This is a genomic window from Lacrimispora sp. (assembly GCF_036758025.1).
Taxonomy (GTDB): Bacteria; Bacillota; Clostridia; order Lachnospirales; family Lachnospiraceae; genus Lacrimispora.
In genome coordinates this window covers 2,740-27,897 of sequence record NZ_DAIOXM010000008.1, presented here as the reverse complement: position 1 = coordinate 27,897, position 25,158 = coordinate 2,740, and the positions used below count along the sequence as shown (strand labels likewise).

Below are 25,158 nucleotides of genomic sequence, written 5' to 3'. Positions count from 1 at the left end.
AGAATTGCTGCAATATACACTTTAACTTAAATTTCAATCTACAGGAGGAAATGACTTGAAAACAATTGGATTACTTGGCGGAATGAGCTGGGAAAGTACAGTTACATACTATCAAACCATAAATGAAATAATAAAACAGAAGTTAGGCGGATTGCATTCAGCCAAAGTACTGCTATACAGTGTGGATTTCGCCGAAATTGAGAAATGCCAGGCGGAAGGTGACTGGGAAAAAAGTGCTGATATTCTATCCGCAGCAGCAGAGAATCTTGAAAAAGCCGGTGCCGATTTTATTGTAATCTGTACCAATACCATGCATAAGGTAGCTCCCCGGATTCAAAGCAGAATTAAGATTCCCATCCTCCACATTGCCGAAGCAACGGCAGAGGAATTGAAATTACGCAATATTACAAAAGTTGCACTTCTGGGAACAAAGTACACAATGACGCAGGATTTCTACAAAGAAAAATTAACAAATGCAGGGATCGCTGTTCTTATCCCAGACGAACAGGAAATCGAGACAATAAACGATGTGATTTATCATGAATTGTGCTTAGGAATTATTTCAGAAACATCAAAGGAAGAATACCGCCGGATTATTGATGGACTTGCCAGGCAAGGTGCCCAGGGAGTGATTTTGGGATGTACAGAAATTGGCCTATTGATTCAGCAAAAGGATACTGACTTGCCTGTGTTTGACACAACTCAAATTCATGCTTCCAAAGCTGCCATGCTTTCTATAGAAAATTAAAAAATCAAAGCTTGATAAGGAGTATCCAATGAGTAATTACGGTGAAAAAGATTTATCAGATGCATTAAAAATAATATCTTCCACAATCAGCAACTGTGAAAAGACGCAGCTTAAATTTGCAGCTGGAACATCACACCATTCCCTGCTGAAAAACAGAATAAAAGCGCTCTATATATCCCAATCACTGGTAATGGATGACGGTTCAATAAGAACGTATACTCAGGAAGAACTGAAAAAAGCATTACCGCCTGTAACATCTATTATAAGCAAAACAGAAAAGGCCCAGAGCAAGTATGAAAGGGAAAGTACGCAATACAGGCGGTTTGAGCCCATTATTAAGGCAATGCAAATTTCTGAAGCATTGATCAAAAAAGAGCTGCATAAAAGAGAAGATTGTTAAATTTCCCAGACCCGGCCAATATGTGGAAGCTTCGCAGCTATCTGGAAAAGAACCTTATCCATATTCGTCGCTGAATGTGAATATCTGGTATCAATATCAGGAATAATAAAATCAGGAAAGACCGGCTGAATATGCCGGTCTTTCCTGATTTTGTTATCCAAAAAGCAGCTTGCACAAGAAGAGATTTGTTTCAAAATTAGAATCAAGTGTATCCTTTTATGTATTTTTGTAATGTGGTAAACACTATTTATTGAAAAACAATTTTTGTAAACTAGTAATGCACAAATAAAAATTCTAAGCTACAAAGATGGGGTAAGACTAGAATGAAAAAGACCTTAGGGAGAAGAATTAACCAGTTACGAAAAGAAAGGGGTATGACCTCTGAACAATTGTCAGAACAGTGCGGTGTGAATGCGGTGCATATTCGCAGAATTGAGAGTGGAAGCGGTTTGCCAAGTTTTCATCTTTTTCTGAAAATATGCAATGTACTTGGAACTTCTGCAGATTATCTGCTGGGAGATCTTTTGGACAGCCCTGTCATTCCTGACAGTGTGAAACAGCTCGGTAAGCAGCTCAAGCATCTGGAGCCGGATCAGGTAGACATGATCAATGAGATGGTCGAAGTCATGATCCGGCACACGAAAAAAGAATAGGGCGTAAGACAAGCGGGGGCCTCTGGTTAAGAGGCTCTATTTTAATATCTTATTTGTCTTGCCTTTTCAATGGTCTGTAGTTTATAATGATACAAAAGATAGTATTATGTTACAATTGAGGATCTCCTATGAGAAATACCATACAGAAGATGAAGAATGGAGAAAGCGAGATGCGCAAAAAATCCAATCACCATAAAAAGTATTATTTTCCGGATAAGCTCATAAAACAGCTGGACCAGATACCGGACTATCCATTGACCATTGTGGAGGCACCGTCGGGATTTGGAAAAACAACAGCCGTCAGGGAGTATTTGAAAGGCAATCTTCCTGACGGTGCCTGTGAGTATTGGTATACATGTCTGGGAGGCCCCGCTTCTGTTTCGTGGCAGGGCTTTTGTGAAGTATTTGCAAAGGTTGATGAAAAGACGGCTGAGGATCTTAAAAATCTCAACCTGCCGGCAAGGGATACATTGTTTTATATGGCTTCATACTTAAAGGATGTCTCCTGCCAATCGGAGACCTATTTTGTAGTAGATAATTTTCAGCTATTTGACTGCGAGTTTCCTCACAAGCTGGGAACTGCTTTTTTCATGCATGGAAATCCCAATCTGCATATTATTATCATCACTCAGCAGATGAAAGCCGGACAAAAAGTGTCACTCTACAACAGCGATGTTCACATGATTGATGCTCCTTATTTTTTCTTTGACAGAGAGAGTACGGATATTGTGCTCCGCATGGAAGGGATTCAATTAAATCAGGAGGAATTAGAGAAAATATATGAGAATACGGAAGGCTGGGTATCGGCAATCCGGCTGCAGGCCATTAACTTAATAGAAACGGGTTCATTCAGTTTTAATGCCAATATTGAACAACTGGTAGAGACATCCATTTGGAATAAACTTGATCCGGAGGAACAGGACTTCCTGATGTCAGTATCAGTTTTAGGCAGCTTTACAGCGCATCAGGCGGCTATTATGCTGGGGCAGGAGACTATCCCTCATAAGATTGAAGTACTCCTTAAGAATAATGATTTTATACGCTATTTTCCCCATAAATACCTCTACAGTCTCCACAGTATCCTGCAAAATTATCTGAAAAACCGCTTTTATCATTTTCAGCCGGAGGCATATCAAAAACAAGTGTACCGAAGAGCCGGGGAATCCTACGCCGTCATCTCACAGAATTATCTGGCCGCCGTATTTTACTATAAAATCAGAGATTTTGATGCTATCCTGTCATTGCCTTTTACCGTTGAATGCATGGACATACAGGAAGCAAAATACCAGCCTGAATTCATTGAGAAAATAGTCTATGAATGTCCGGAAGAAATATGGATTAAATATCCCTTTGCTATATTGGCTTTTGGATATTATGCGCTGATAGAGGGATACATACAGATATATGAAAGACTGAGCGGATTACTTTACCGGGCAGTTGAAGATGAAACAAGCTTCAGCTCAGAAGAATTATGGAGAATAAAAGGAGAGCATGCCATTTTAGAGACTTTGGGAAATTTCAACCAGGTTCCCAAAATGATAGAAGGTCATGAAAAAACTCTTCAATATTTAAATAGCCATTCTAATCTGGTCAAGGCTGGTACGCCTTGGCTGTTTGCTGCAACCTCTGTATTAAATATGTTCTGGAGAGAATCCGGCACACTTAATGAAGTTCTGCAGCAGGTAGACAGAGGGGCTCAGTTATATTACAGGTTTACACAGGGAAATGGTGCCGGATATAACATCATCATGCGTGCCGAAGCCATGCTCATGCGCGGGGATGATGATGAGGCTGAAATTCTATGTTATAAGGCTCTTTACGAGGCCCGCAGCAACAGACAAACCGGCATGTGTATCTGCGCAGAATTTATCCGTGTCCGGATTGCCATTCTCCGCGGGGATGGGGAAGGTTACTCAGAAGCAATAACCAATCTCCAGGGCTATGGGAAAGAAAACTCTGATTTATATATTTTGCATATGATTGAATACTGTATGTCGGTTATAAGTGTTGTATTAGGTGTAAAAGATTATGTAGCCCCATGGCTTTATGATATGGAGCGCATAAAAAAGGTATTGCATGTTCCTATGGTTCCATTTGCGCAGATGATTCACTTAAGCCTTTTGCTTATGGATAAAAGATACAATGAATTCTATGGTGTTTGCCAGCTTGCCCTGGATCAGGGAAGAGATTTCAATGAAAGAATAAAGTATCTCATGCCTCAGGTATACAGCCTTATATTTTTTTCTATGGCAAAGCGTAACAGCGGGAAGTATCTGGAGGCTCAGGAACGCCTCAGAGAAGCTCTTGATCTGGCACTGCCGGACCAGGTTTACCTTCCTTTTGCTCAATTTTCAGGTATGGAAGAGTGCTTGTCTGAGATGATTGTGCGCCATGTTGGTCTTGAAAATGAAATGAATACCCATGCCGGCTGGGGCGGCAAAATCGCTGCCTTAAAGATTCTCTGCATCAGGCAGCAAAAAGGCGTATCCGATATCAGAAAAGCCATTCTGCAAAAGAAATCTCCTCTCACCTCAAGGGAAAGAGAGGTTGCCCTGTTGGCTAAGGAACGGCTGACTACAAAAGAAATTGCCGGAAAGTTATATATTTCTCCAACAACTGTAAAAGCAATCCTCAGAAATGTGTACAGCAAGCTGGATATTCATTCCAAAACCGATCTGACTGCACGAGATTTCTGATAAAATAGTCCCAAAAGGAGTATGCCATAAAAAATAATCTGCGGTAAGCTTTATATAGCAGATTATTTTTTATATACTCTCTTTTTTGCCATGACGTTTATGCTCATGGTGTTAATCAGGTAAACTTGTTTCGTTAATTTCGGAGGTGAAAAATATGAAAAACCGGCTTGAAAGCAAAGGCAGCTTCAATCCTGAAAAAGCGAAAGGGGACCGGTACTTTAAGAGTGTGAAGGCCTTACCGGATTACCGGTTGGAAGTGATCATGGAGACTGGTTCCATTATTCAGTTTGACTTTCGTTCCAGACTGAATACTGCCCGTTTTGGCGTGCTTCGTGATGAGGAATTGTTTCAAAGTGTAAATACGGACGGAGATTACTTGATTTTCTGTAAAGAAAAAAGAATGCCCGTTAGAATTACGGCTTCAGAGTTTATGGACCTGATACTCATTGATCGTGGGAAGTAAGGCACATCCCAGGATCTCATTAATAAAAAAGTATACCAATAGAGAAAGGACAAATGATATGTTAAATTCAACGTTAAACTCAAGTCAAACAAAAAACAGCATTTTTAAAAACCTCACTGTTACAAAAAAGTTGGGTGCCGGATTTGGAATTATACTCGCTTTGATGATGTCAGTATCTCTTTTAGCTCTGTTTTGCATCAATAACATCGGCAAACAAGTGGAGCTGTACGGAACGTACACGGTGCCCAATGCGGAGCACGTCAGGAGCATGCAGGTAAATATGCAGGGGATTCTTCATTACTTGCTGGATGCAGTAGTGGAAAATGACATGGAGTCTTCCAAAGACAGCCTGGATGCGGCCAGCGCTTCCGGTAAAGCAGTTATTTCCTCGCTGGATGCATATGAAAGCAACCAGAGGAATCATGATCTGGACGCAGATATTGAAAAGATCCGCACAATTTTATCAGAGGCCGCTGAGAAACGGGAGAAGATATCAGCCCTTGTTTTAGAACACTCTGATGCAAGTCTGGAGGAAGCGTTTGCCTTTTTTAAGGACGAATATGAACCAAGAATTGATGAGGCGATGGAAATTCTGTTTAAGCTGTCCACAGTCGCTCAGGAACGGGCGGTGCACCAAAGCGATGAAGCGGAAGCAGCTCAGCGGCTTGCGTGGATTTTGCTTGTGTCTTTTGGCGCAATCTCAATATTACTGACGGTCATAGTGGTACTTGAAATCAGAAAATCAATCCTTCATCCGATCAATGAGATTGTAGATGCATACCGCGAAATATCCAAAGGCAATCTAAACGCTGAAATAACGTATCAAAGCAGGGATGAAATGGGGCAGATGGCTGAATTCATCCGAAACGGCAATCGTATGCTGATGGCCGTCATTCATGACGTAATTGAAAAAATCACCCGGATTGCCCAGGGAGATCTTCGGATCAGGGTAGACCTGGACTATCCGGGGGATTACAGGGTGCTGAAAGAGGCAATTATCCATACTGCTTCGTCCATAAACAGCACAATGCATACCATCAATGCCGCAGCCGGACAGGTCAGCATCGGTGCTGATCAGGTTTCCAGCGGAGCTCAGGAGCTTGCAGCCGGTTCCACAGAGCAGGCTTCTTCTGTGGAGGAATTGAGTGCCTCCATCATGCAGGTCGCAGAACAGGCTGCCCAAAATTCAGACAGTGTCACAACTGCTGTTCACTATGTGAGACAGGCAGGTGAAGCTATTTCAAACGGCAATGAACATATGGAACAGCTTACCCAAGCTATGTCAAATATCGCTTCTGCCTCAAGCCAGATTGCCAATATTACAAAAGTGATTGAAGACATTGCTTTCCAGACCAACATCCTCTCCCTGAATGCTGCCATTGAAGCGGCCCGGGCCGGAGAAGCCGGAAAAGGCTTTGCTGTTGTGGCTGACGAGGTTCGCAATCTGGCTGTAAAATCTGCGGAAGCAGCCCGGCAGACAGGAACCCTCATACAAAATACAGTCAATACTGTATCTGACGGAACGAAGATAACAGAACAGACAGCACTGGCTCTGCAGGAAATGGAGACCGATGCCAATCAGATAGGAGCCATCATGGGAACCATCAAAAGGGCATCATCTGAGCAGGCCGATGCAATTGAGCAAATTAAGCAAGGCCTGGAACAGGTTTCTGCCGTTGTCCAGACCAATGCGGCAACTGCTGAAGAAAATTCTGCCACAAGCGAAGAGATGTCAGCCCAGGCAGCCACATTGCGGAAAGAAGTGGAACGGTTTAAACTGGACTCCCTTCCTCCTTTTAGCTCCGGCGGACTGGTGACGGAAGCTGTATCAGGTTTGGGAAAATATTGAACCCGGAGGGGGAGGAGGATATTATCATGAACTTATGAAAAACCTTGTGGGGCAGTTTCAAATGAGATAAAAGGATAGCACCATCGACGGGGGTATATAAATAGGAGGTGCCATTTTGTATAATCTGAATATATTTGCCATGCTTGTCTTTGCGGCAACGCTGTGTTCAATGCTTCTGGTATTATACTCAATTAAGCAGCACCATGCTGAAAAAGCTTACTTTCTGATTTTTTTGTCCGTCACTAATTTTATGTACAACTTTGGATATCTGCAGGAGATCACTTCGGCCACGCTGGAAACGGCTTTTTCCAGCGTCCGCCTGCAGTATATGGGACTGCCTTTTCTCCTTCCCATATCATATTTGTTTGTACGTGACATATATGGACAAAGGAGGCTTAATAAGGTAAGGCTCTTTTTGATTTTTTCTACGCCTTTCCTCAGTATGCTTGCTATGCAGACATATCCGGTACTGAAGATTTTCTATAAAAACATGGAATATATCTCCAATGGGTTCATCGCTAACTGCAGGGTGTACCCCGGGCCGGTTTATCACCTGTATACCGTATACAGCTACGTAATTTTTTCCCTGATCCTTCGTCTGATTCTCAGGCATTTATTTTCAAGGGAAAGCAGCAGGCTGAAAAGACAGCAGAGCCGTATTCTTTTGGTATCATGTCTGGTTCCTATGCTCTGCAGCATTCCTTATGTCTTTTCCACTGCCAAATTCCGCTACGACCCAACTCCGGCCAGCAACACCATTTCCATGGTTCTGCTTCTTTATTCGGTCAGATATCACAATCTGCTGAACATAGTGCCTTTGGCACGGGCCAAAGTGATTGAATCAATGGATGACGCCTTTATTGTCTGCGATAAGGATTTTAATTTTCTGGATGCAAATGAGGCTGCTAAAAGGCTGTTCCCTGTTCTGAAATCTTTAATACCGGGTGATACCATACCCGGCATAGAGAGGTTTAAAAACTCAACGGAGCTGATGAAACTGCTGACTGATAAGGGGGCACGGTGTTACCGGGCAACCCAGACGCCCATCCTGCAGGATGCAGCGGTCAGCGGCATATGCTTCCTGCTTCACGATGTTACTGAAAATGAAAAGCTGTTAAAGAAGCTGCGCATTCAGGCTTCCTTTGATCCCCTGATGCGCATTTATAACCGGGGAACGTTTTTTGATTTAGCCAAGCTAATGCTGTGCAATGGAGAGGCAAAACATACTCCCTATGCCTTGCTGTTGATTGATATTGACTTTTTTAAGAGGGTAAATGATACTTATGGGCATCCCGCAGGAGATGCTGTACTGAGGTCTGTGGCCCTTATCGTGAAGAACAGTTTTCGCAAGGCTGAGGATATTGTAGGACGGTACGGCGGCGAAGAAATCGTTGTTCTTCTTGGAAATGTTTCCATGGAACAAGCATTTGCTGCCTCTGAGAAGCTGCGGAAAACCATTGAGAAGACACCTGTTTCTTATCAGAAACACTCTATAAATATCACTGTCAGCATTGGGATGGCATACTCTTCTGGCATGGAAAATGGTCATTCCCTGGAAAATATGTTAAATGAGGCTGATATAGAGATGTACAAAGCAAAAAATAACGGACGCAACCGGACAAGTCCTCATTGTAAAATTGCCGGGGGATAGAAAAATCCGTGGGTTGGTGATACAATGGAGTCAGGAATAAAAAATTTACAGCACACGGAATTTGGTGGGGTATTGAAACAGGAGGATTTTATGGTTAAGCGGGATTATATCATGCGTCTGATTTATGAAATGATAAGAACTTTGTTAAAGCTGGTTTTTAGCATTGATTTGGACAAAAAGGAAGAACTGGTTTTTCCAGAGAAGGAAAAACAGGAAGAGTATGATAAACTGCGAAGCCTCATTGACCTGGGAAATATCAATGAGGCGGAAAATGAATTGTGGAATAAATTGAATGCCGGGGATGTGGAATATTATAAAATGGCGCTTATGTTTTATTCCCATCTCAATGAAAAGAGTGTAAAATTTCTGGAAGAACATGATTTTTCAGAAGAAGAAATAATCGATGGACTAAAATATGCTTCATCTATCTATGGTTATGAGAATATGGCAAATACGCTTCTGGAGATTATATCAGAATAAGCCTGATGCCCCTTTTATATCACAAAAGCAGAGAAAAAGGGGCGGACAAAACGATCATTTACACAGCGTTATAAAATCTTTGGCGCTCTCTGTCAGGAATTTATTGCGATGGTGAATGACGCAAAAATTTTGACGGAACTGCATTCCATTTAAGTGAAATTGATTAATTTCATCCCTGTCCAGGGAATCCTTTACCAACAGGTAAGGAAGCACCGATACACCTAAATTAGCTTGGACCGCACGGACTATTGCTTGGGTGCTGGTGCTTTCCCATGCCGGGGAAATTTCCAGTCCATAAGTTATCATCGCTCTGCTGAATATCTCACGTCCCGCACTTCCTGACTCTCTTAAAATAAAATTTTCTTGTTGCAGCTGTGACAGTTCAATATTCTCATGCCCGGCAAAGGGGTGGTCATTTGCACAGATCAGTACCAAATCATCATCACGGAATTTTTGATCAATGATATATGGACTATTCAAAGTTCCTTCAATCAGCCCGATATCTATTTGATTAGACAAAACATACTGTTGAATTTTGTCAGAGTTATCTATAACTGCTTTCACATCCATCTGAGGATGTATCTGCTTAAATTCTTTTATATATCCGGGCAGCAGGTAATTGCCGATGGTAATACTTGCTCCAATGCGGATCACACCCATTGCATCAAAGTTCTTAATCTCTTTTTCCATGTCCTCAAAAAGTCCCACAATATGTGTTGCGTATTGAAGAAAATGCTTACCGGCTTCTGTAATATGAAGCCTTTTTGCAATGCGATCAAATAATTTAATTCCATAATAATCTTCAAGTTCAGATATTGCAAGGCTGACAGAGGGCTGTGCAATAAATAGTTTTTCTCCCGCTGCAGTTGCACTTCCGGTTTTACAGACAGTGACAAATATTTTCAGATGTCTCAGAGTCATTATATCCTCCTGTTTTAATATAATAAATATATTATGAACCATATAATATAATACTATTTAACATATATAAAAGCAAGCCTTATAATAAACTAAAAGGAGGTTTGGTTAAGTGGATCATAAAAAACATATTTACAGAAAGCTTTTTAGCTCAACGTTTTACTTAAGTGCATTTACCTTTGGAGGGGGATTTGTCATCATCCCTTTAATGAAGAAAAAATTTGTGGATGATTTGCAATGGATTGAGGAAGAAGAGATGCTGAATATGGCAGCAATTGCTCAATCTTCCCCCGGAGCTGTTGCTGTAAATGCCTCCATACTGCTGGGATACCGTATGGCAGGCATATCAGGCACTGTCGTTACCATTTTAGGGACAGTACTGCCGCCGTTGATTATCATTTCAGTCATATCTCTTTTTTACGCGGCATTCAGAGACAATATCGCAGTCAATGCGGTTTTAAAAGGAATGCAGGCAGGCGTTGCCGCTGTCATTGCTGATGTTATACTGAACCTTGGCGGCAATGTTGCAAAGGAAAAAGATATCATATCTCTGCTTGTTATGATTGGAGCATTTACAGCAACATTTTTTTTGAAAATCAATGTCATGTACATTATTTTAGTATGTGGATGCATTGGAGCGGCAAGACTGCTGATTCAGGCAAAGAAAGCTAAAAAGGAAGGCACATGCAAATGACAATTATAAATCTTTTTTGGAGTTTTTTTCAGATTGGTATGTTCAGTATTGGGGGAGGAATGGCGGCAATACCGCTGATCCAAAATCAGGTGGTTGAATTGAATCATTGGCTGACTTTGACCGAATTTACTGATTTGATTACCATTGCCGAAATGACACCGGGACCCATTGCAGTCAATTCCGCCACCTTTGTGGGAATCAGAATTGCCGGCATTCCAGGGGCGCTTATTGCCACCTTTGGCTGCATTCTTCCCTCATATGTCATTGTTTTATCGCTGGCATGGGTTTACTTTAAATGCAAAGAATTAACCATAATACAAGGCGTACTCTCCGGGTTAAGGCCGGCGGTTGTTGCATTAATTGCATCAGCTGGTCTGTCCATTTTTATATTGGCTGTATGGGGAGAATCGGGATTTTCAATCAATCCTCAATCCATAAACTATATTGCAATCCTGTTATTTGGATCAGCTTTATTTATATTGCGAAAATGGAGGCCCAACCCGATTTTTGTGATGCTGGGTTCAGGGGTTATGGGAGGAATCGTTTATTTATTGATATAGGGAGGGAAAGGTTATGAAACTGCGAATTCGAAAGGGACTTTTCGCTTGGAGCCTGATAGATGAAAGCGGAGAGACAGCGGCAAAAATCAGCAATCAAAAGTTTATAGGAGCGGCTAAGAAGATCAGTGATGGGAAAGGTAATATTGTCTTTACCACAGACATTATAAACCTTTCCAAAGACAAAGAGGATTGGAATTGCGATGATTCTAAAAAATATATCATTTATAAAAATACTGCTCCTGTAGTAACTGCAACCCTTTCTTTTACAGAAAAAACGGAATCTGCAAAATCACAGAATTTCAAGTTAAGACCTCCCCGGGTTGAAAAAATGGACTTGGAAACACCGTATGGTATTTGGATTATTCAACGTCAGAAAAATCACAGTTTAATAATCACATACGGTGATGTCCAGTTGGGGAGCGTCACTCCGTTTTTTTCACTAAAGCCTGTTTACTTTGAATGTACAGAAAGATATGATGCTGTTTTTTGGGCTGGAATCTATGTGCTCATGGAGTATATGATGCACGAAGATGATTTGGTTGTGGTTTAGATGTTTTGAAGGCTGATCTTACCAGATTCCCAGAAAATGCTGTAACACAAGGCTTACCGCCGTAATCCCTGTCCAGCAGCAAAATCCCATAATCATCGGTTTGCCGCCTGACTTCACCAGTTTTACCACATCGGAATTCAACCCAATGGCTGACATTGCTAAAACAATTAAAAATTTACTCAATTCTTTAAATGGCATAAAGACAGATACCGGAACCCCAAAACCTGCAGCAGCCGTAGTGATAACAGAAGCCAGTATAAAATAAATAATAAAAAACGGAAAGATATTTCTCATATTGACTTTCTTCCCAGCGGAATTTCCTTCCCTCTTTGTCCGGACAAATGCCAGCACAAGGGTAATAGGAATGATAGCCAGGGTTCTTGTCAGCTTAACCGTAACAGCTTTATCAAGAGTTGCAGAGCCTAAGCCGTACATACTGTCCCAGGTGGAAGCGGCGGCAGTTACAGAGGAAGTATCGTTAATTGCAGTTCCGGCAAAGATGCCGAAGGGGCCTCCGGAGGAAGTGGAAAATCCCAGCCAGGTACCAAGAGAAGGAAATAAAACAGCAGCAATAATATTAAAAAAGAAAATCACTGAAATCGCCTGAGCCACTTCATCATCATCTGCATCTATGACGGGAGCAGTGGCGGCGATTGCAGAACCGCCGCAGATGGAAGATCCCACACCAACCAAAGCGGATATGTTTGCCGGTATACCCATGGCTTTATGCAGGATGAATGCAATAACAAGAGAAGCAGTAATTGTGCTGATAATAATTGGCAGAGACTGCCTTCCTGTTTCCAATATAACAGACAGATTCAGGCCAAATCCCAGCAGAATCACAGCATACTGCAAAACCTTTTTTGAGGTAAAATGAATGCCTGATTTATATTTTCTCTTATCTTTCACAAAAAACGTGACAATCATGCCGGCAATAATTGCAATCACAGGCCCGCCGGCAATGGGAAACCGGCTGCCCATGAACCAGGCCGGAATAGCAATAGCCAGACACAGAGCCAGTCCGGCTCCATTTTTTTTGATGAAGTTCATAGTTACGCGCTCCTTTTTCTATTTGGATATGGAAATCCAATCCTTGTAAACGTTTATAAACATATCATAAGCGGACAATAAAATGAAATTATAAATATTTATTATTTCATAAGAAAATGTTATCGATTGTGATATAATATAAATAATTACTTAAGAGTATCAGAAAAGGAATGGGAAAGATATGAGAGATTTTAGGATTGACACTTTTTTAGAAGTGTGCAGATATATGAACTTTACAAGGGCTTCTGAAGCGCTCAGCATCACCCAGCCTGCAGTGTCACAGCATATTCATTACCTGGAAAATTTTTATGGCGCAAAGCTGTTTGAATATGAAGGCAAAAAAATGTATTTAACCGATGCCGGAAAGACCTTGTATCAGGCGGCCATTACCATGAAGCACGACGATCTTTACTTAAAGCAGATCATCCAGGCTTCCGGCAAGAAGAAAAACAATCTGGTCTTTGGTGCCACCTTAACCATAGGAGAATTTGTCATAGCTAAGGGAATCAAGCAGTACTTAAGCCTGTATCCGGACACAGAGGTGCGGATGCTGGAAGGCAATACCAGTGAGCTGCTGGAAAAATTAAATTCAGGAGAAATCGATTTTGCAATCGTTGAAGGGAATTACAGCAAGAGAGAGTATGATGATCTTCCCTATTCCCAGGAACGCTATATACCCGTGTGCAGCAAAGATTATGCATTTCAAAGCAAACCAAAAAAACTGGCAGATTTGCTGTCAGAACGAATCATCATAAGGGAAAACGGTTCCGGAACAAGAGATATATTTGAAAAAAACATGGAAGCCAGAAATCTTGAAATAAGAGATTTTAAATATACAGTTGAAATAGAAGGGATCAATGCTATAAAGTCCCTGGTAGAAGAGGGCTGCGGAATTACTTTTCTCTATGAAGCAGCAGTAAAAAAAGAACTGGAGGCAGGAAGTCTCATAGAAATTAAATTAGAAGATTTCCAGGTACTCCATGATTTTGCATTTATCTGGAACAGAGGAAGTGTTTTTTCTGAGAATTATCGTGAAATATATAAAATACTGAAAGCCTGAGTATCGGTGAAAGAAAGTCAGGTAGCCAAAAAATAAGGGTGCTCCCAAAGCCGCGAAACAACTTGAGGAGCATCCTTATTTATATTACATTTATATTCCCATTTCCAATGTCTTAGCAGATAAAGCGCTTCCCTTACGAAGCTCCTGACGTGCTGTCTGTATGAGGGAATCCATTTTTTCAAGTTCCTCCAGCAAGACCTTTTCTTCCTCACTGGTATCAATCACCTTGCTGATTCCGCCGTTTTTAATAATAATACGCCTGTCAGCCATAAGCGCCAGAAGAGGATCATGAGTTGCCATTAAAACGATTTTGTCAGAAGAAACCAAAAGGTCAAGAGCCTTTTTCCGGTCAATTCCGGCATTTTCAATTTCATCAATGAGAACGATAGGAGAGGAGCTTAAAATGGCGGTATCCGCAATCATCAAAGCTCTGGACTGTCCTCCGCTTAAGCTGGTAACAGGAGTGGTCAAATCAAATTTTTCTCCTGCCAAATTGTTGGCGGCCAGAATAATCCGATCGATGACACTCTGGGGATCCTCCACCAGACGGCTTACGGCGTGCATTCTTAAAAAGTCCTCTACCGTAAGGTCCATAACAAAGTTCATGTTCTGGGAAAGCTGTGCCACCAGTCTGTTGTTGGAGGAAAAACGCCATTTATTATCAGGCTTTTTGCCGTTGATTAAAATGCTGCGGCCCGTAGGCGTATCATTTTGCGCTGCCCATTCAATATCGGCCAGAAGGCGGCTTTTACCGGAACCTGTAGGCCCTACGATGGAAATGATCTGGGAGGTTTCCACCGTAAGCTCTGAAAAGCCTTCTGAAACACCGGATTTGTCATGTCCGGCCAGTATGGTTAGGGACAGAACCTGGTTGTCTTTTTCCAGACCCAGAAATGCCTTCATCTGTTCAATATAAATCGGAAGATTTGCCAGAAGCTTGTCCTTTTCAATGGCCTGGTCTTCCACTTCTTCCTCTGTAAAATGCTCTAAATATTCTTCAAAGGTCTTATCCCCGTATCCTGCAATATCCAGTTTGTTCTGTTCAAAATAGGATGTGGCAAAGGGATATTCCTTAAGCAGTTGGTCTAAAGTTAAATTCATCATGTCTTATCCGCCCCCAAATTGATTTTTTTAACATTTCCCATCTGAAATGCTTCTCCGATTCTCGTTTCTCCAAGACAGTAGGAGCAAAGAGCGGAAGGCATTGGGAAGCGAAGCTGCATGCCCTGAACCGATTCGATGTTCTGGTTTTCATCGTAGATAAGACTTCCAAGCTCATAGGCACCCTGGCCTGTCAGGCCGTTTACGTGCATGGTGACGGCACGGGGATTGACGGAGCTTACGCAGGAAGCGAAAACTTCACGCTCTGCCTGGGACACAATATCTCCCTTGGTAATGACAACAAAGTCAGCGGACTTCAACATAGGGCCGATTTTTTTCGGCGTATTGATTCCGGAAAGGTTGTCGATCACGCAGACACCCTTGATTTCCTTTAAATAAGGAGAGCATCGGTTGCAAAGTCCGGCGGATTCGGTAATAAGTAAGTCCAGCTTTTCCTGGTTGCCCCAGTTTACCACCTCTTCGATGTTGGAAGCGAAGAAATGGTCCGGACATAAGGCACCGGAAAGGCCCTTTTTAACCGGAATACCGGCTTTTTCATAAGCAATATCATCATCTGTATAAAGACAGTCAAATTTCACTACGCCTACCTTGATATTTCTGGTCCGAAAGGAGGCAATGGTTTTTAAGATGACAGAAGTCTTCCCTGAAGAGGGAGGGCCCGAAAATATAATTAAATTCATAAGAGCTCCTTTTCTGCAGCACGGTAAAACAGTTTTTCAGTGGTTTTGATCAGTTCTCCGATATCATGGCTGTGAATATAATCCCAGCCAAGCCACATGAAGTTCTGTTCCGGCTTTAAGTGATTATCTACCAGCGGATTGGTAGAAGGGAACTTTCCGTTAGAGGAAAGAATATCGCCGATTTCTTTGGAATAAAGGAAATCCACAAAAGGCTTCACCTTATCTCTGTTCTTTCCCTTTGCCAGAAGGAAGATAGGGCTTATGATTGCTCCATCCTTTGGCCATACCGGGCGCATGGGGCTTTTCTCGTCTGCCATGGCAGCAAAGAAGTAAGGAGAAATGGTAACAGCGGGAACCTTATTTCCGTCCCTGGAAATATGGGACTTCACCATCTGAGCCGGATGCATGCTGCGCAGAAGAGCTTTTCCCATCTTCTCAATGCCCTCATCGCCATAATAACGGTGGATATGAAGCAAAAATGCATTGAACATATCCAGATCCTTCATAGGCATGCTGACGCTGTTTTCAAACTCAGGTTTCATTAAGTCTGCCCAGCTTTCAGGAACTGGTCTGTCACCTAAAACATTGGTATTTACCATAAAGACGGCGGGAACAATGCCGATGATGGCATACTGGTTTTTCGGATCTTTTAAGGAAATCGTGTCCTTATCAAAATCAGGATTGATCTTCTCTATATCAGAAAGATCTTCAAATACGCCGGCTTCTCCGTAACGCCCCATCAGGTTTTTATCAAAGAATAAGTCAAAGCCTGCGGATAAGTAAAGATCAGATAAAGCATCTGCATTGCCGTTTGCTGCAATGACACGTTCCTTTACATCGTCAAGGCCTAAGTTGGCAGACTTTAGATTGTAGTCCACCTTGTAATCCATAGAATCCTTCTGGGATTCCATCCAGGCTTCAAATTTTTCTAAAAGAGGAAGACGGATAGGGCAGGGAAGCACGCCTTCAATGCGGATATCCCCGCCGTCTTCCTTCTTAGTAGGGGTGAGGCCGGAGGTAAAGCTGGGAAGATTCTGCTCAATGACTTCTTCCAATTTCTCTATAAAAATTTCCTGATTCAGCTTTCTCATGGATAAAGCCATTTCAAGAGTAATGCTCTTTCCAAGGGTGCTGCGCATGGCCGGGTCATTTAAATTTTCAAAACCGTTTGAAACAAACAGACCGATTGTCTCAGGGTATTTTTCGGTTATATCATAAATGGTATCAGAAGCTTTAAAATAGTTTGCCATTTTTTCGTCCTTTCTCTGGTGATAACGTCAAAGTTATATGTTATACTTATGATAGCATATGATTTCCGGTTTGTGCGTTGTAAATACAACAAATTGAGAAATAAAAAAGACAAAATAATATAAGTAAGATATCACAATTGGCAGATCTGTTAGGAGAATTTTGTATTATAAATATAAAGCTATCCGAGTCCAAATGACTGGAGATAAGGTAATCTGCTTTTATCATTGTTGTAAAAGGATACATGTGTGGCATATACGAAAAGAGTTTAAAGTCGTTTTCCATAATGTCTTTTAAACGGATAAGTGCTTCAAGGCGTGGTTTTACAGAGGCATTATATTGAGTACCCCTGTTTATTTGCATATATGTGATGTCCTTGTTCATAATTCTGTCGACTATTTTTGGGGGATTATATTTTGGAAGAGATAAATCTTTCAAATACTGAAATCCTGCAAGATGAGGAAAATCCTCAGAAGAAAAGGTGAGATTGATTGTATAAAGCTTGTTTTTGCAGCCATATATAAAAACATAGTTGTATTCTGTTAGGCTCTTCCATACAGATGCAGCCTGATAAAGAAGATCCTGGCCTGACTCATTCAAAGGAATCCTCCTTTCCTTTAAAATAAAGGACCTTGCAAAAGCAAGGCCCTATTTATGCGTTTTCGTTCGATTCCAAAGAATCTATTCGGTTAGTGGTTTCCGCATAACCCACAGGCTGGCTCCACAGAAGGCTGCATACCGACACAGTCAACTGCTTCGATGCCGCGATAGCTAGTCAACGCTGCTATCCTCTGCTTTTATTATAGCACACAACAGCCTTAAGTCAATGAAAACCAGGATATCCAAAGCTTGAAGCTGTTATAGACACGCATGTACATGTGTCCTATTTATTATATGCAGAAAGTAAAAAAATGAAAATAAAAATATCTTATAAACCCAGACAATAAATGGATATCCAGTCCAACCTGGATATCCTGAAAATTCATATAATTATCAGGAGGAAACAGATGACCCTGCAGCAATTAAGATATATCATACAAATCGCACAGACAGGCTCCTTTCACACGGCTGCACAGACCTTCTTCATTACCCAGCCCAGTCTTTCCAAAGCCGTTGCAGAGCTGGAAAAGGAAATGGGTATTTTGATTTTTCACCGCACCAACAGAGGGGTGACCCTGTCCGAAGAAGGAACCAAGTTTTTGTCCTATGCCCGTCAGGTCATGGAACAGGCAGAGCTTTTGGAACAGCAATATAAGCAGAATACGCCGGTGCGACGGGTCTTTGCCATTTCCGCACAGCACTATGCCTTTGTGGTTAACGCCTTTGTAACCCTGATACAGGAATACGGACAGGCCCAGTATGAATTTTCCCTGAGAGAGTCGCGGACTTTTGATATTATTGAGGATGTGCGCACAAGGCGCAGTGAGTTGGGAATTCTGTATATGAGCCATTTTAACCGTGAAGTCATAAAGCGCATTCTGCGTGAAAATAACTTACGCTTTGTATCCCTTTTTACCGCACAGCCCCATGTCTTTGTCAGCAGCAAAAACCCTTTGGTTAAAAAGGAATGGGTCACCTTGGAAGACCTGGCGGATTACCCTCGCCTTACCTATGAGCAGGGAATCAACAATTCCTTTTACTTTTCAGAAGAGCTGCACAGCGTGGAATTCAGTCCTAAAAGCATTGTGGTTTCAGACCGTGCAACGCTTTTTAATCTGCTGATCGGCATTGACGGATATACAATTTCCTCCGGCATTCTCAGCAAGGATTTAAACGGAACCGATATTGTGTCCATTCCTTTAAAAAGCGAGGAAACCATGGATATCGGTTACGTTTATGACGAAGGCAGCCAGTTAAGCCCTCTTGGAGAGCGCTATATTACGCTGCTGCGTGAGTACGTTGCCTCTTATTACACGATATAGCTTTAAGTTATCGCAAATGATTGAATTTTAGTATTAACGCATAGCAGTGAGCTTATTGTATAATGCAGACATACAAAAACAGTTAAGGAGATTATACATATGAGCACACAATTTTCTGCACGCACCAGTGCACCCTTTCGTTACGATATTGTCGGAAGCTTCCTGCGTCCGGAGCATTTAAAACAAGCCCGTTTGGATTTTGCCCAGGCTAAGATAACTGAAGAACAGCTAACCGCCGTGGAGGATGACTGCATCCGGGATTTGGTGGAAAAGGAAATCCAGGCCGGACTTCTTTCCGTCACTGACGGAGAATTCCGCCGCAGCTATTGGCACCTGGACTTTATGTGGGGATTTGACGGCATTGAACACATTGAAATGGAACACGGTTACTTTTTCCACGGTGAGGAAACCCGTGCAGATTCCGCAAGGGTCTGCGGAAAGATCCGTTTTTCCTCTCACCCCTTCATTCAGCATTATGAGTTTCTCCGTGACACGGTAAATGGCCGTGTACTGACCCGTCAGACCATTCCGGCACCGGCACAGTTTTTTGCAGAACTGGTCCGAGGAGAAAATGAAGACCGTTTAAATACCGTTTATCCTGACCGTGAAGAGCTCTATCAGGACTTGACAGTTGCTTACCGGGACTTTATTCTGGCTCTTTACGATGCAGGCTGCCGAAACCTTCAGCTTGATGACTGCACCTGGGGAATGCTCTGTGACCAGGGCTTCTGGAAAAATATGGCCGGTGATTCCTACAGCCCGGAAAGCTTACAGAAGCTTTACCTGCGCTTAAATAACCTTGCCGTTGAAAATCTGCCTGCCGATTTAACAGTCAACACACATGTCTGCCGGGGCAATTATCATTCCACCTGGGCAACCAGCGGCGGCTATGGACCTGTTGCCGATGTGCTGTTTGGCGGTGAAAACGTACAGGCGTATTACCTGGAATTTGACGATGACCGCTCCGGTGACTTTGAACCGCTTTCCAAGGTTTCCGATAATAAGCTGGTAGTTCTTGGCTTAATTACCTCCAAGTATCCCCAGCTTGAAAATGAAGACCAGATCATTGCACGAATTCATGAAGCCAGCCAGTATGTACCTTTAGACCGGCTCTGTCTCAGCCCTCAGTGCGGCTTTGCTTCCACGGAAGAAGGAAATATTCTGACCGAGCAGGAGCAGTGGGATAAGATCAGCCTTGTAAAAAGAATTGCAGAAAAGGTATGGGGATAAGCTGATACGTCATATTTGGTGCTTGTCAGCCTGTTTTGGTAACATAAGTAACACAAGTAATATAAAAATCCGGCAGAAAATCTCATGCATCAGATTTTCTGCCGGATTTATTGTGACTGAATCCAGACTTTCCTATAAAACCATATCTTTTCTCAACTTGGCATACCAGATAAATCCCGCTATATCCGCCAATGCCCAGCCCATAGGAATGCTCCACCAGATACTGCTGAGACCAAATCCCAGCCATACAAGAGCATAGGAGAAAGCTACACGTATTCCCAGAGAAATAAGTGTCAATACCGTTGATGTATAAAAGTGACCAAGGCCGCGGTAAAAGCCATAATGCAAAAACAGATACCCGATCAGCACATAAAAAGCCCCTTCAATGCGCAGATACTGAACACCGGCTTCTATGACCGCCTTGTCGTCAGGAACAAACAGGGCAATGAGATTGGGAGCGAAAAAGCAGACGGCTGCGGAGATGATTCCGCAGAAAACCGTGGAGCAGAGAATGGCGGAGTGAAAACCTTCCCTTATGCGTTCCGTTTTCCCAGCCCCCTTATTCTGGGCAATATAAGTAGCAAAGGCATTTCCGAAATCCTGGGCTGGCATATAGGCAAAGGAATCAATTCTCACCCCTGCGGTAAATGCCGCCATTGCCACGATTCCAAAGGAGTTGACCAGCCCCTGTACCAATAAAATGCCGAAATTCATAATAGACTGCTGTAAAGAAGTCAGCAGCGAGTATTTGGCGACCCTGATGAACATAGTCTTATTAAAGCGGAAGCCAATATCCAGGAAATCCAGCTTTTTCAGTGCAAATATGCACAGTGGAATTCCTGAAAAAAATTGTGCAGCAAAGGTAGACCAGGCCGGTCCCTTTACGCCAAGGGGCGTATAAATCACCAATATAAAGTCAAACGCAACGTTAATGACGGATGCAAGAATGAGAAAAATCAAAGGTGTTTTGGAATCCCCTGCCGCCCGCAAAACCGCAGAAGCAATATTGTATAAAAACATAAATGGAAGCCCGGCGAATATAATGCGCAGATAGCTTTTAGAAAGCACAAGGGCATCCTCCGGCACCTGAAACATGCGGACAAGAGGGTCTAAAAAGATAATGCAGACAGCAGAAATAAACACTGTCACACTGAAAATAAAAATCACGGTAGTGGAAACTGCATCAGATAATTGCTTATATTTTTTTGCACCATAAAATTCTGCAAACAAGATACCGCTACCCATACACAAGCCGATTAATATAGCATTAATAAAGACCACCAAGGCAGAAGAGGAACCTACGGCAGCCAGGGCTTCCTTTCCAAGAAAACGCCCTACTACTAAGGTGTCTGACATACTGTATATTTGCTGAAATACGTTTCCTAAAAAGATCGGTAAGGAAAAAAGCAGTATTTTCTTTGTTGGATTTCCGGTTGTCATATCAATGTTTTTCAATTCTATCTCTCCCAGCCAGTTCGTTTTTATAAATACATCGAATATTCACCATACCAGCAATCCCTTTATTTGTCAAATCTTTCTGTTTTTCTGATTTTATATTTCATTAAGAAGTCAAAGAAGAAAGTTATGGTAGAATGATTCTGACTTATTTAGTATAATGAATGAAAGCATATTTGGAAAGCAAAGACAGGAGGAGCCATGGTAAATGAAGTAAAGCGGTGCGACTGGGCTGCAAAAAATAAATTAGAGCAGGAGTACCATGACAATGAATGGGGAATTCCCGTCCACGACGATAAAAAATTGTTTAAAATGCTGATACTGGAAGGTAAACAGGCTGGACTCAGCTGGTCAACCATTTTATCAAAAATGAACACTCTTTGTGAAGCCTTTGACAATTTTGCCCCAGCAGTCCTTGTGACCTATGACGATGCAAAAATAGAAGCACTTCTGCATAACGATGGAATCATTAAAAACAGGCAAAAAGTAAATGCAGTGGTTCATAATGCAAAGGTATATTTTAAAATCTGCGAAGAATTCGGTTCTCTGGACAACTATTTGTGGTCATTTGTAAATTACCAGCCCATTATCAACTCATGGACCCGGATTGAAGAAGTTCCGGCCAGCACCCCTGTTTCAGACGCCATCAGCAAGGATTTAAAAAAGAAGGGCTTTAAATTTGTGGGCAGCACCACTGTTTATGCATTTATGCAGGCAGTTGGAATGGTTAATGATCATTTGACTACCTGTGCCTTTTATAAACGCAGCTAATTATAAACGAGAAAGAGGTAATTATGGAAAGCAAGGAATCAAATCACAAGCGCCGTGTTCGCTATAAGGGGACTCACCCCAGAACATTTCAGGAAAAATATAAGGAACAGCAGCCGGAAAAATACGGGGATACCATTGAAAAGGTAATCCAGAAGGGAAGTACGCCTGCGGGTATGCACATTTCCATCTGTGTCAATGAAATCCTGGAATTTCTTCAGATTAAGCCCGGACAAAAAGGGCTTGATGCAACTCTTGGCTACGGCGGCCACACCCAGGAAATGTTAAAATGCCTGGAGTCAAAAGGCCATATGTATGCTCTTGATGTGGACCCCATTGAGATTGTAAAAACAAGGGAACGTTTAGCGCAGGCAGGCTATGGCCCTGAAATTCTAACCATCAAACAGCTTAATTTTGCCAACATTGACCAGGTGGCAGAAGAAGCGGGGCGGTTTGATTTTGTGCTGGCAGACTTAGGCGTTTCTTCCATGCAGATTGACAATCCGGACAGGGGATTTTCCTTTAAAACAGAAGGCCCTCTTGATCTGCGGTTAAACCCGGAAAAGGGGATTCCAGCAGCAGAACGGATACGAACCATTTCTCAGGAGGAGCTGCGGGGCATGCTCCTTGAGAATGCGGACGAGCCTTATGCGGAAGAAATCTCAAAACGGATTGTAAATGAGATAAAAAGAGGAAATGAGATTGACACCACAACGAAATTGCGGGAAGTGATTGAAAAAGCCCTTGCATTTGTACCGGAAAAGGATCAAAATGAAGCCGTTAAAAAATCCTGCCAGAGAACGTTCCAGGCTTTGCGGATCGATGTGAATAACGAATACGAAGTTTTGTACAGCTTCCTGGAAAAGCTTCCAAAGATTCTTGCGGTCGGCGGTCGGGCGGCTATCCTGACTTTTCATTCCGGAGAGGACAGGCTTGTGAAAAAGTCTTTTAAGGACTTAAAAAAGGCAGGAGTTTACAGCGAGATTTCTGAAGAGGTTATCCGTCCGTCAGCAGAAGAGTGCAACAGAAATCCCCGTGCCCGTTCCACTAAAATGAGGTGGGCGGTGAGGGCCTGATAAATACAGGCCATGGTCAAAAGCCAAACAGGATCAGGCAGGTTTTGTGAAGACAAAGCCCGTCTGGTCCTTTTTCTGATCTCTTGAATCTTACAGTCTTTTGCCATATACCGATCCATTCAAAAAAAGTGAAGTAAATTGGATTTGTTGGCGGTTTCATTGGAATGCTATACTCATTACATGAAGGAGGAAACTATGGAAAATCGACTTCCGGAAATTTTCCGTCTTGTCTGCCAAAGCAGCCGTGAGTTCACTGTCCGGGAACTGGCGCAGCAGTTTTCTGTAAGCACAAGAACCATTTACAGCGATATTAAAAAGTTAAATGAATTGCTTGAGGCTTCCGGCTATTCTGAAATCAATGGGGATAAGGGGAAACTGTTTTATAAGTCACCGCTGGTGATTAAATTTGAAAGTCTGATCCATTCGACATCAGCCTTTGTTTTATCAAATCCGGGGATCCGGCGTTTGCGGATTATTGAAACCATCCTTTTGTCCGGTGACCAGTTTACGGTAGAAGAGCTGCTGAAAAAACTTGATATTTCGAGAAATACCCTCATCGGTGATTTGAAAGAAATAAAGGAAATGCTCAGCTTCCATTCTATTGTAATAGAAGCGGCTCCTTTTAAGGGGTATCGGATTTCCGGAAAGGAGCGGAATATCAGGAATCTGCTGATCCTTTCCATCAGCGAAGATCCGTTGTTTTTTGAGCATAAGGCGGATAAAAAAGCTTTACAGATATTAGATTCCTGCGAGAAGTTTTTAGACGATATAGCCAGGGAGATCAATGTAGAACTGAGCGATCTGTGGTTTAACCGTGTACTGATCGCCTTTTATGTCACCTGTGCAAGGATATCCATAGGAAAAGTTTTCCCTGAAGGTCCAAGGGAGGTTCTGACAAGAGAAGAAAAGGCTTTTGTGGAACGGCATAGGGAGATCGAGAAAATATTCGGCCGGGAAGTTTCTTTGGATGACTGCTTTTACCTGGCAACTAAGCTGGCAGAAGCTTCTGTCGTCAGATCTGAGGAACTGCTGTCTGAAAAATGGCTGCCTTTTAATCTGGTAACAAATCAGTTTATCGATGCTGTGGCGAAAGAATATCCCTTTGAAGCATTCCGGACGGATTCCAAACTTTATGAAGGCCTGCTGAATCATCTGCGCCCCGCTTATAAGAGAGCCCTGGCAGCAGAATGGGCTGAGAATCCTCTGATAAACTACGTTCTGGAAAATTTCTCTGAGCTTAACAAGGCGGTGGAAAAAGGGGTTAAAGTACTTGAAGAAAAGCTTAAGGTTCATTTCAATGATCATGAGATATCCTATTTTACCTTATTTTTTGCTTCGGTAATCGAAAGAAACGAAAAACAGATATGCAGGACGCCCAATGTCATCATTGTGTGTAATGCAGGAATCAGCACCTCTGAGATATTAAAAAGCAGGCTCCAGGCCATCTTCCATGTGAATGTATGGGGAACCTTCAGTGTGAGAAATGCTGCGCTCTGGTTGGCGAATCATGCTCCTGACCTGATTATTTCTACAGTTCCTTTTGAATGGAAGGACGCAAAAGTATTAAAGGTGACTCCTTATTTGTCGGATTATGACATAAAGGAAATACAGAACCAGTTGTCCTTTCTCACTGCCCGGATTCATATGGGTGAGGTAATGGACATCATCGTCAAATATGCGGAGATCGAGGATCGTAAGCTGACTCCTTTAAAAAACGAATTGAGTGCATATTTGGGAATTACTGAAAATTCAGAAACAAAGAAAGGAATTTATCAACCCATGTTAAAAGAAATTTTGACTGAGGATTTAATCAAAGCAAAATTTGAAGCAGACAGCCGGGATGAAGCCGTTAAAGCCAGCGGCAGACTCCTTGTGGACAAAGGGC

General features: G+C 42.3%; 24 protein-coding genes. 17 read left to right on the top strand and 7 right to left on the bottom strand.

Features of this window, described 5'->3' with window-relative positions; genetic code table 11:
* Window positions 1-55 precede the first annotated feature (55 nt).
* From V7M78_RS08705 to V7M78_RS08670, 8 genes are all read left to right on the top strand, one after another.
* The gene (locus V7M78_RS08705) at window positions 56-748 is read left to right on the top strand and encodes an aspartate/glutamate racemase family protein (protein ID WP_333648502.1); all 693 of its coding nucleotides are present in this window, start codon (window positions 56-58) and stop codon (window positions 746-748) included.
* Window positions 749-776: 28 nt separating this feature from the next.
* Window positions 777-1,148 (top strand): hypothetical protein, encoded by a 372-nt coding sequence (locus tag V7M78_RS08700; RefSeq protein WP_333648500.1) that lies wholly within the window; start codon window positions 777-779, stop codon window positions 1,146-1,148.
* Window positions 1,149-1,471: 323 nt separating this feature from the next.
* The gene (locus V7M78_RS08695; RefSeq protein ID WP_333648498.1) at window positions 1,472-1,801 is read left to right on the top strand and encodes a helix-turn-helix domain-containing protein; all 330 of its coding nucleotides are present in this window, start codon (window positions 1,472-1,474) and stop codon (window positions 1,799-1,801) included.
* A gap of 128 nt (window positions 1,802-1,929) precedes the next feature.
* Window positions 1,930-4,497: a LuxR C-terminal-related transcriptional regulator gene (locus V7M78_RS08690; protein ID WP_333648496.1), complete on the top strand. Its 2,568-nt coding sequence runs from the start codon at window positions 1,930-1,932 to the stop codon at window positions 4,495-4,497.
* Between the two features lie 154 nt (window positions 4,498-4,651).
* Window positions 4,652-4,960, top strand: a complete 309-nt coding sequence (locus V7M78_RS08685) for a hypothetical protein (RefSeq protein WP_333648494.1) — start codon at window positions 4,652-4,654, stop codon at window positions 4,958-4,960.
* Between the two features lie 58 nt (window positions 4,961-5,018).
* Window positions 5,019-6,809: a methyl-accepting chemotaxis protein gene (locus V7M78_RS08680; protein ID WP_333648492.1), complete on the top strand. Its 1,791-nt coding sequence runs from the start codon at window positions 5,019-5,021 to the stop codon at window positions 6,807-6,809.
* Window positions 6,810-6,924: 115 nt separating this feature from the next.
* Window positions 6,925-8,460, top strand: coding sequence for a histidine kinase N-terminal 7TM domain-containing diguanylate cyclase (locus V7M78_RS08675; protein WP_333648490.1), 1,536 nt, complete (start codon window positions 6,925-6,927; stop codon window positions 8,458-8,460).
* A 90-nt stretch (window positions 8,461-8,550) separates the two neighbouring features.
* Entirely contained in the window at window positions 8,551-8,940 is a 390-nt protein-coding gene (locus tag V7M78_RS08670; protein ID WP_333648488.1) for a DUF6483 family protein, read from the top strand.
* 54 nt (window positions 8,941-8,994) lie between these two features.
* Here the strand turns inward: V7M78_RS08670 and V7M78_RS08665 are convergent, their stop codons facing one another.
* A complete protein-coding gene (locus V7M78_RS08665; RefSeq protein ID WP_333648486.1) occupies window positions 8,995-9,861 on the bottom strand; it encodes a LysR family transcriptional regulator in 867 nt (288 codons plus the stop codon).
* Window positions 9,862-9,970: 109 nt separating this feature from the next.
* Between V7M78_RS08665 and V7M78_RS08660 the strand changes: the two genes are divergently transcribed.
* The 3 genes from V7M78_RS08660 to V7M78_RS08650 are packed head-to-tail and all read left to right on the top strand — an operon-like array spanning window position 9,971 to window position 11,662.
* A complete protein-coding gene (locus V7M78_RS08660; protein WP_333648484.1) occupies window positions 9,971-10,552 on the top strand; it encodes a chromate transporter in 582 nt (193 codons plus the stop codon).
* Window positions 10,549-11,112, top strand: coding sequence for a chromate transporter (locus V7M78_RS08655; protein WP_333648482.1), 564 nt, complete (start codon window positions 10,549-10,551; stop codon window positions 11,110-11,112). Before V7M78_RS08660 ends, V7M78_RS08655 begins: the two co-directional genes overlap by 4 nt.
* A 13-nt stretch (window positions 11,113-11,125) precedes the next feature.
* On the top strand, window positions 11,126-11,662 hold the full coding sequence (locus tag V7M78_RS08650) for a hypothetical protein (RefSeq protein WP_333648480.1): 537 nt from the start codon (window positions 11,126-11,128) through the stop codon (window positions 11,660-11,662).
* A gap of 18 nt (window positions 11,663-11,680) precedes the next feature.
* Here the strand turns inward: V7M78_RS08650 and V7M78_RS08645 are convergent, their stop codons facing one another.
* Entirely contained in the window at window positions 11,681-12,712 is a 1,032-nt protein-coding gene (locus V7M78_RS08645) for a YeiH family protein (protein ID WP_333648479.1), read from the bottom strand.
* A gap of 181 nt (window positions 12,713-12,893) precedes the next feature.
* Here V7M78_RS08645 and V7M78_RS08640 point away from each other — a divergent pair, with 181 nt between their 5' ends.
* The gene (locus V7M78_RS08640; protein WP_333648477.1) at window positions 12,894-13,772 is read left to right on the top strand and encodes a LysR family transcriptional regulator; all 879 of its coding nucleotides are present in this window, start codon (window positions 12,894-12,896) and stop codon (window positions 13,770-13,772) included.
* Between the two features lie 90 nt (window positions 13,773-13,862).
* Here V7M78_RS08640 and V7M78_RS08635 read toward each other — a convergent pair whose 3' ends face one another.
* Genes V7M78_RS08635 through V7M78_RS08620 form a run of 4 tightly spaced genes read right to left on the bottom strand, consistent with a single transcriptional unit; the run spans window position 13,863 to window position 17,422 of the window.
* Window positions 13,863-14,876, bottom strand: a complete 1,014-nt coding sequence (locus V7M78_RS08635; protein WP_333648475.1) for an ATP-binding cassette domain-containing protein — start codon at window positions 14,874-14,876, stop codon at window positions 13,863-13,865.
* On the bottom strand, window positions 14,873-15,574 hold the full coding sequence (locus tag V7M78_RS08630) for a GTP-binding protein (protein ID WP_333648473.1): 702 nt from the start codon (window positions 15,572-15,574) through the stop codon (window positions 14,873-14,875). The genes V7M78_RS08635 and V7M78_RS08630 overlap by 4 nt, the downstream gene beginning before the upstream one ends.
* Window positions 15,571-16,824: an ABC transporter substrate-binding protein gene (locus V7M78_RS08625; protein WP_333648471.1), complete on the bottom strand. Its 1,254-nt coding sequence runs from the start codon at window positions 16,822-16,824 to the stop codon at window positions 15,571-15,573. Before V7M78_RS08625 ends, V7M78_RS08630 begins: the two co-directional genes overlap by 4 nt.
* Window positions 16,825-16,870: 46 nt before the next feature.
* A complete protein-coding gene (locus V7M78_RS08620) occupies window positions 16,871-17,422 on the bottom strand; it encodes a PBECR4 domain-containing protein (RefSeq protein ID WP_333648469.1) in 552 nt (183 codons plus the stop codon).
* A gap of 407 nt (window positions 17,423-17,829) precedes the next feature.
* On the opposite strand from V7M78_RS08620, the gene V7M78_RS08615 reads away from it, so the two are divergent.
* Together V7M78_RS08615 and V7M78_RS08610 are read left to right on the top strand one after the other, a co-directional pair.
* Window positions 17,830-18,744, top strand: a complete 915-nt coding sequence (locus tag V7M78_RS08615; protein WP_333648467.1) for a LysR family transcriptional regulator — start codon at window positions 17,830-17,832, stop codon at window positions 18,742-18,744.
* A 99-nt stretch (window positions 18,745-18,843) separates the two neighbouring features.
* A complete protein-coding gene (locus tag V7M78_RS08610) occupies window positions 18,844-19,974 on the top strand; it encodes a 5-methyltetrahydropteroyltriglutamate--homocysteine S-methyltransferase (RefSeq protein WP_333648465.1) in 1,131 nt (376 codons plus the stop codon).
* A 132-nt stretch (window positions 19,975-20,106) separates the two neighbouring features.
* On the opposite strand, the gene V7M78_RS08605 is transcribed toward V7M78_RS08610, so the two are convergent.
* Entirely contained in the window at window positions 20,107-21,429 is a 1,323-nt protein-coding gene (locus V7M78_RS08605) for an MATE family efflux transporter (protein WP_333648463.1), read from the bottom strand.
* Window positions 21,430-21,630: 201 nt separating this feature from the next.
* On the opposite strand from V7M78_RS08605, the gene V7M78_RS08600 reads away from it, so the two are divergent.
* The 3 genes from V7M78_RS08600 to V7M78_RS08590 all read left to right on the top strand — a co-directional run.
* Window positions 21,631-22,200 carry a DNA-3-methyladenine glycosylase I gene (locus V7M78_RS08600; RefSeq protein WP_333648461.1) on the top strand — a complete coding sequence of 190 codons (570 nt, stop codon included), beginning with the start codon at window positions 21,631-21,633 and terminating at the stop codon, window positions 22,198-22,200.
* 23 nt (window positions 22,201-22,223) lie between these two features.
* Window positions 22,224-23,273 carry a 16S rRNA (cytosine(1402)-N(4))-methyltransferase RsmH gene (gene rsmH, locus V7M78_RS08595; protein WP_333648459.1) on the top strand — a complete coding sequence of 350 codons (1,050 nt, stop codon included), beginning with the start codon at window positions 22,224-22,226 and terminating at the stop codon, window positions 23,271-23,273.
* 195 nt (window positions 23,274-23,468) lie between these two features.
* Window positions 23,469-25,158 (top strand): BglG family transcription antiterminator (locus V7M78_RS08590; RefSeq protein WP_333648457.1); only part of this gene is annotated, 1,690 nt, incomplete at its 3' end.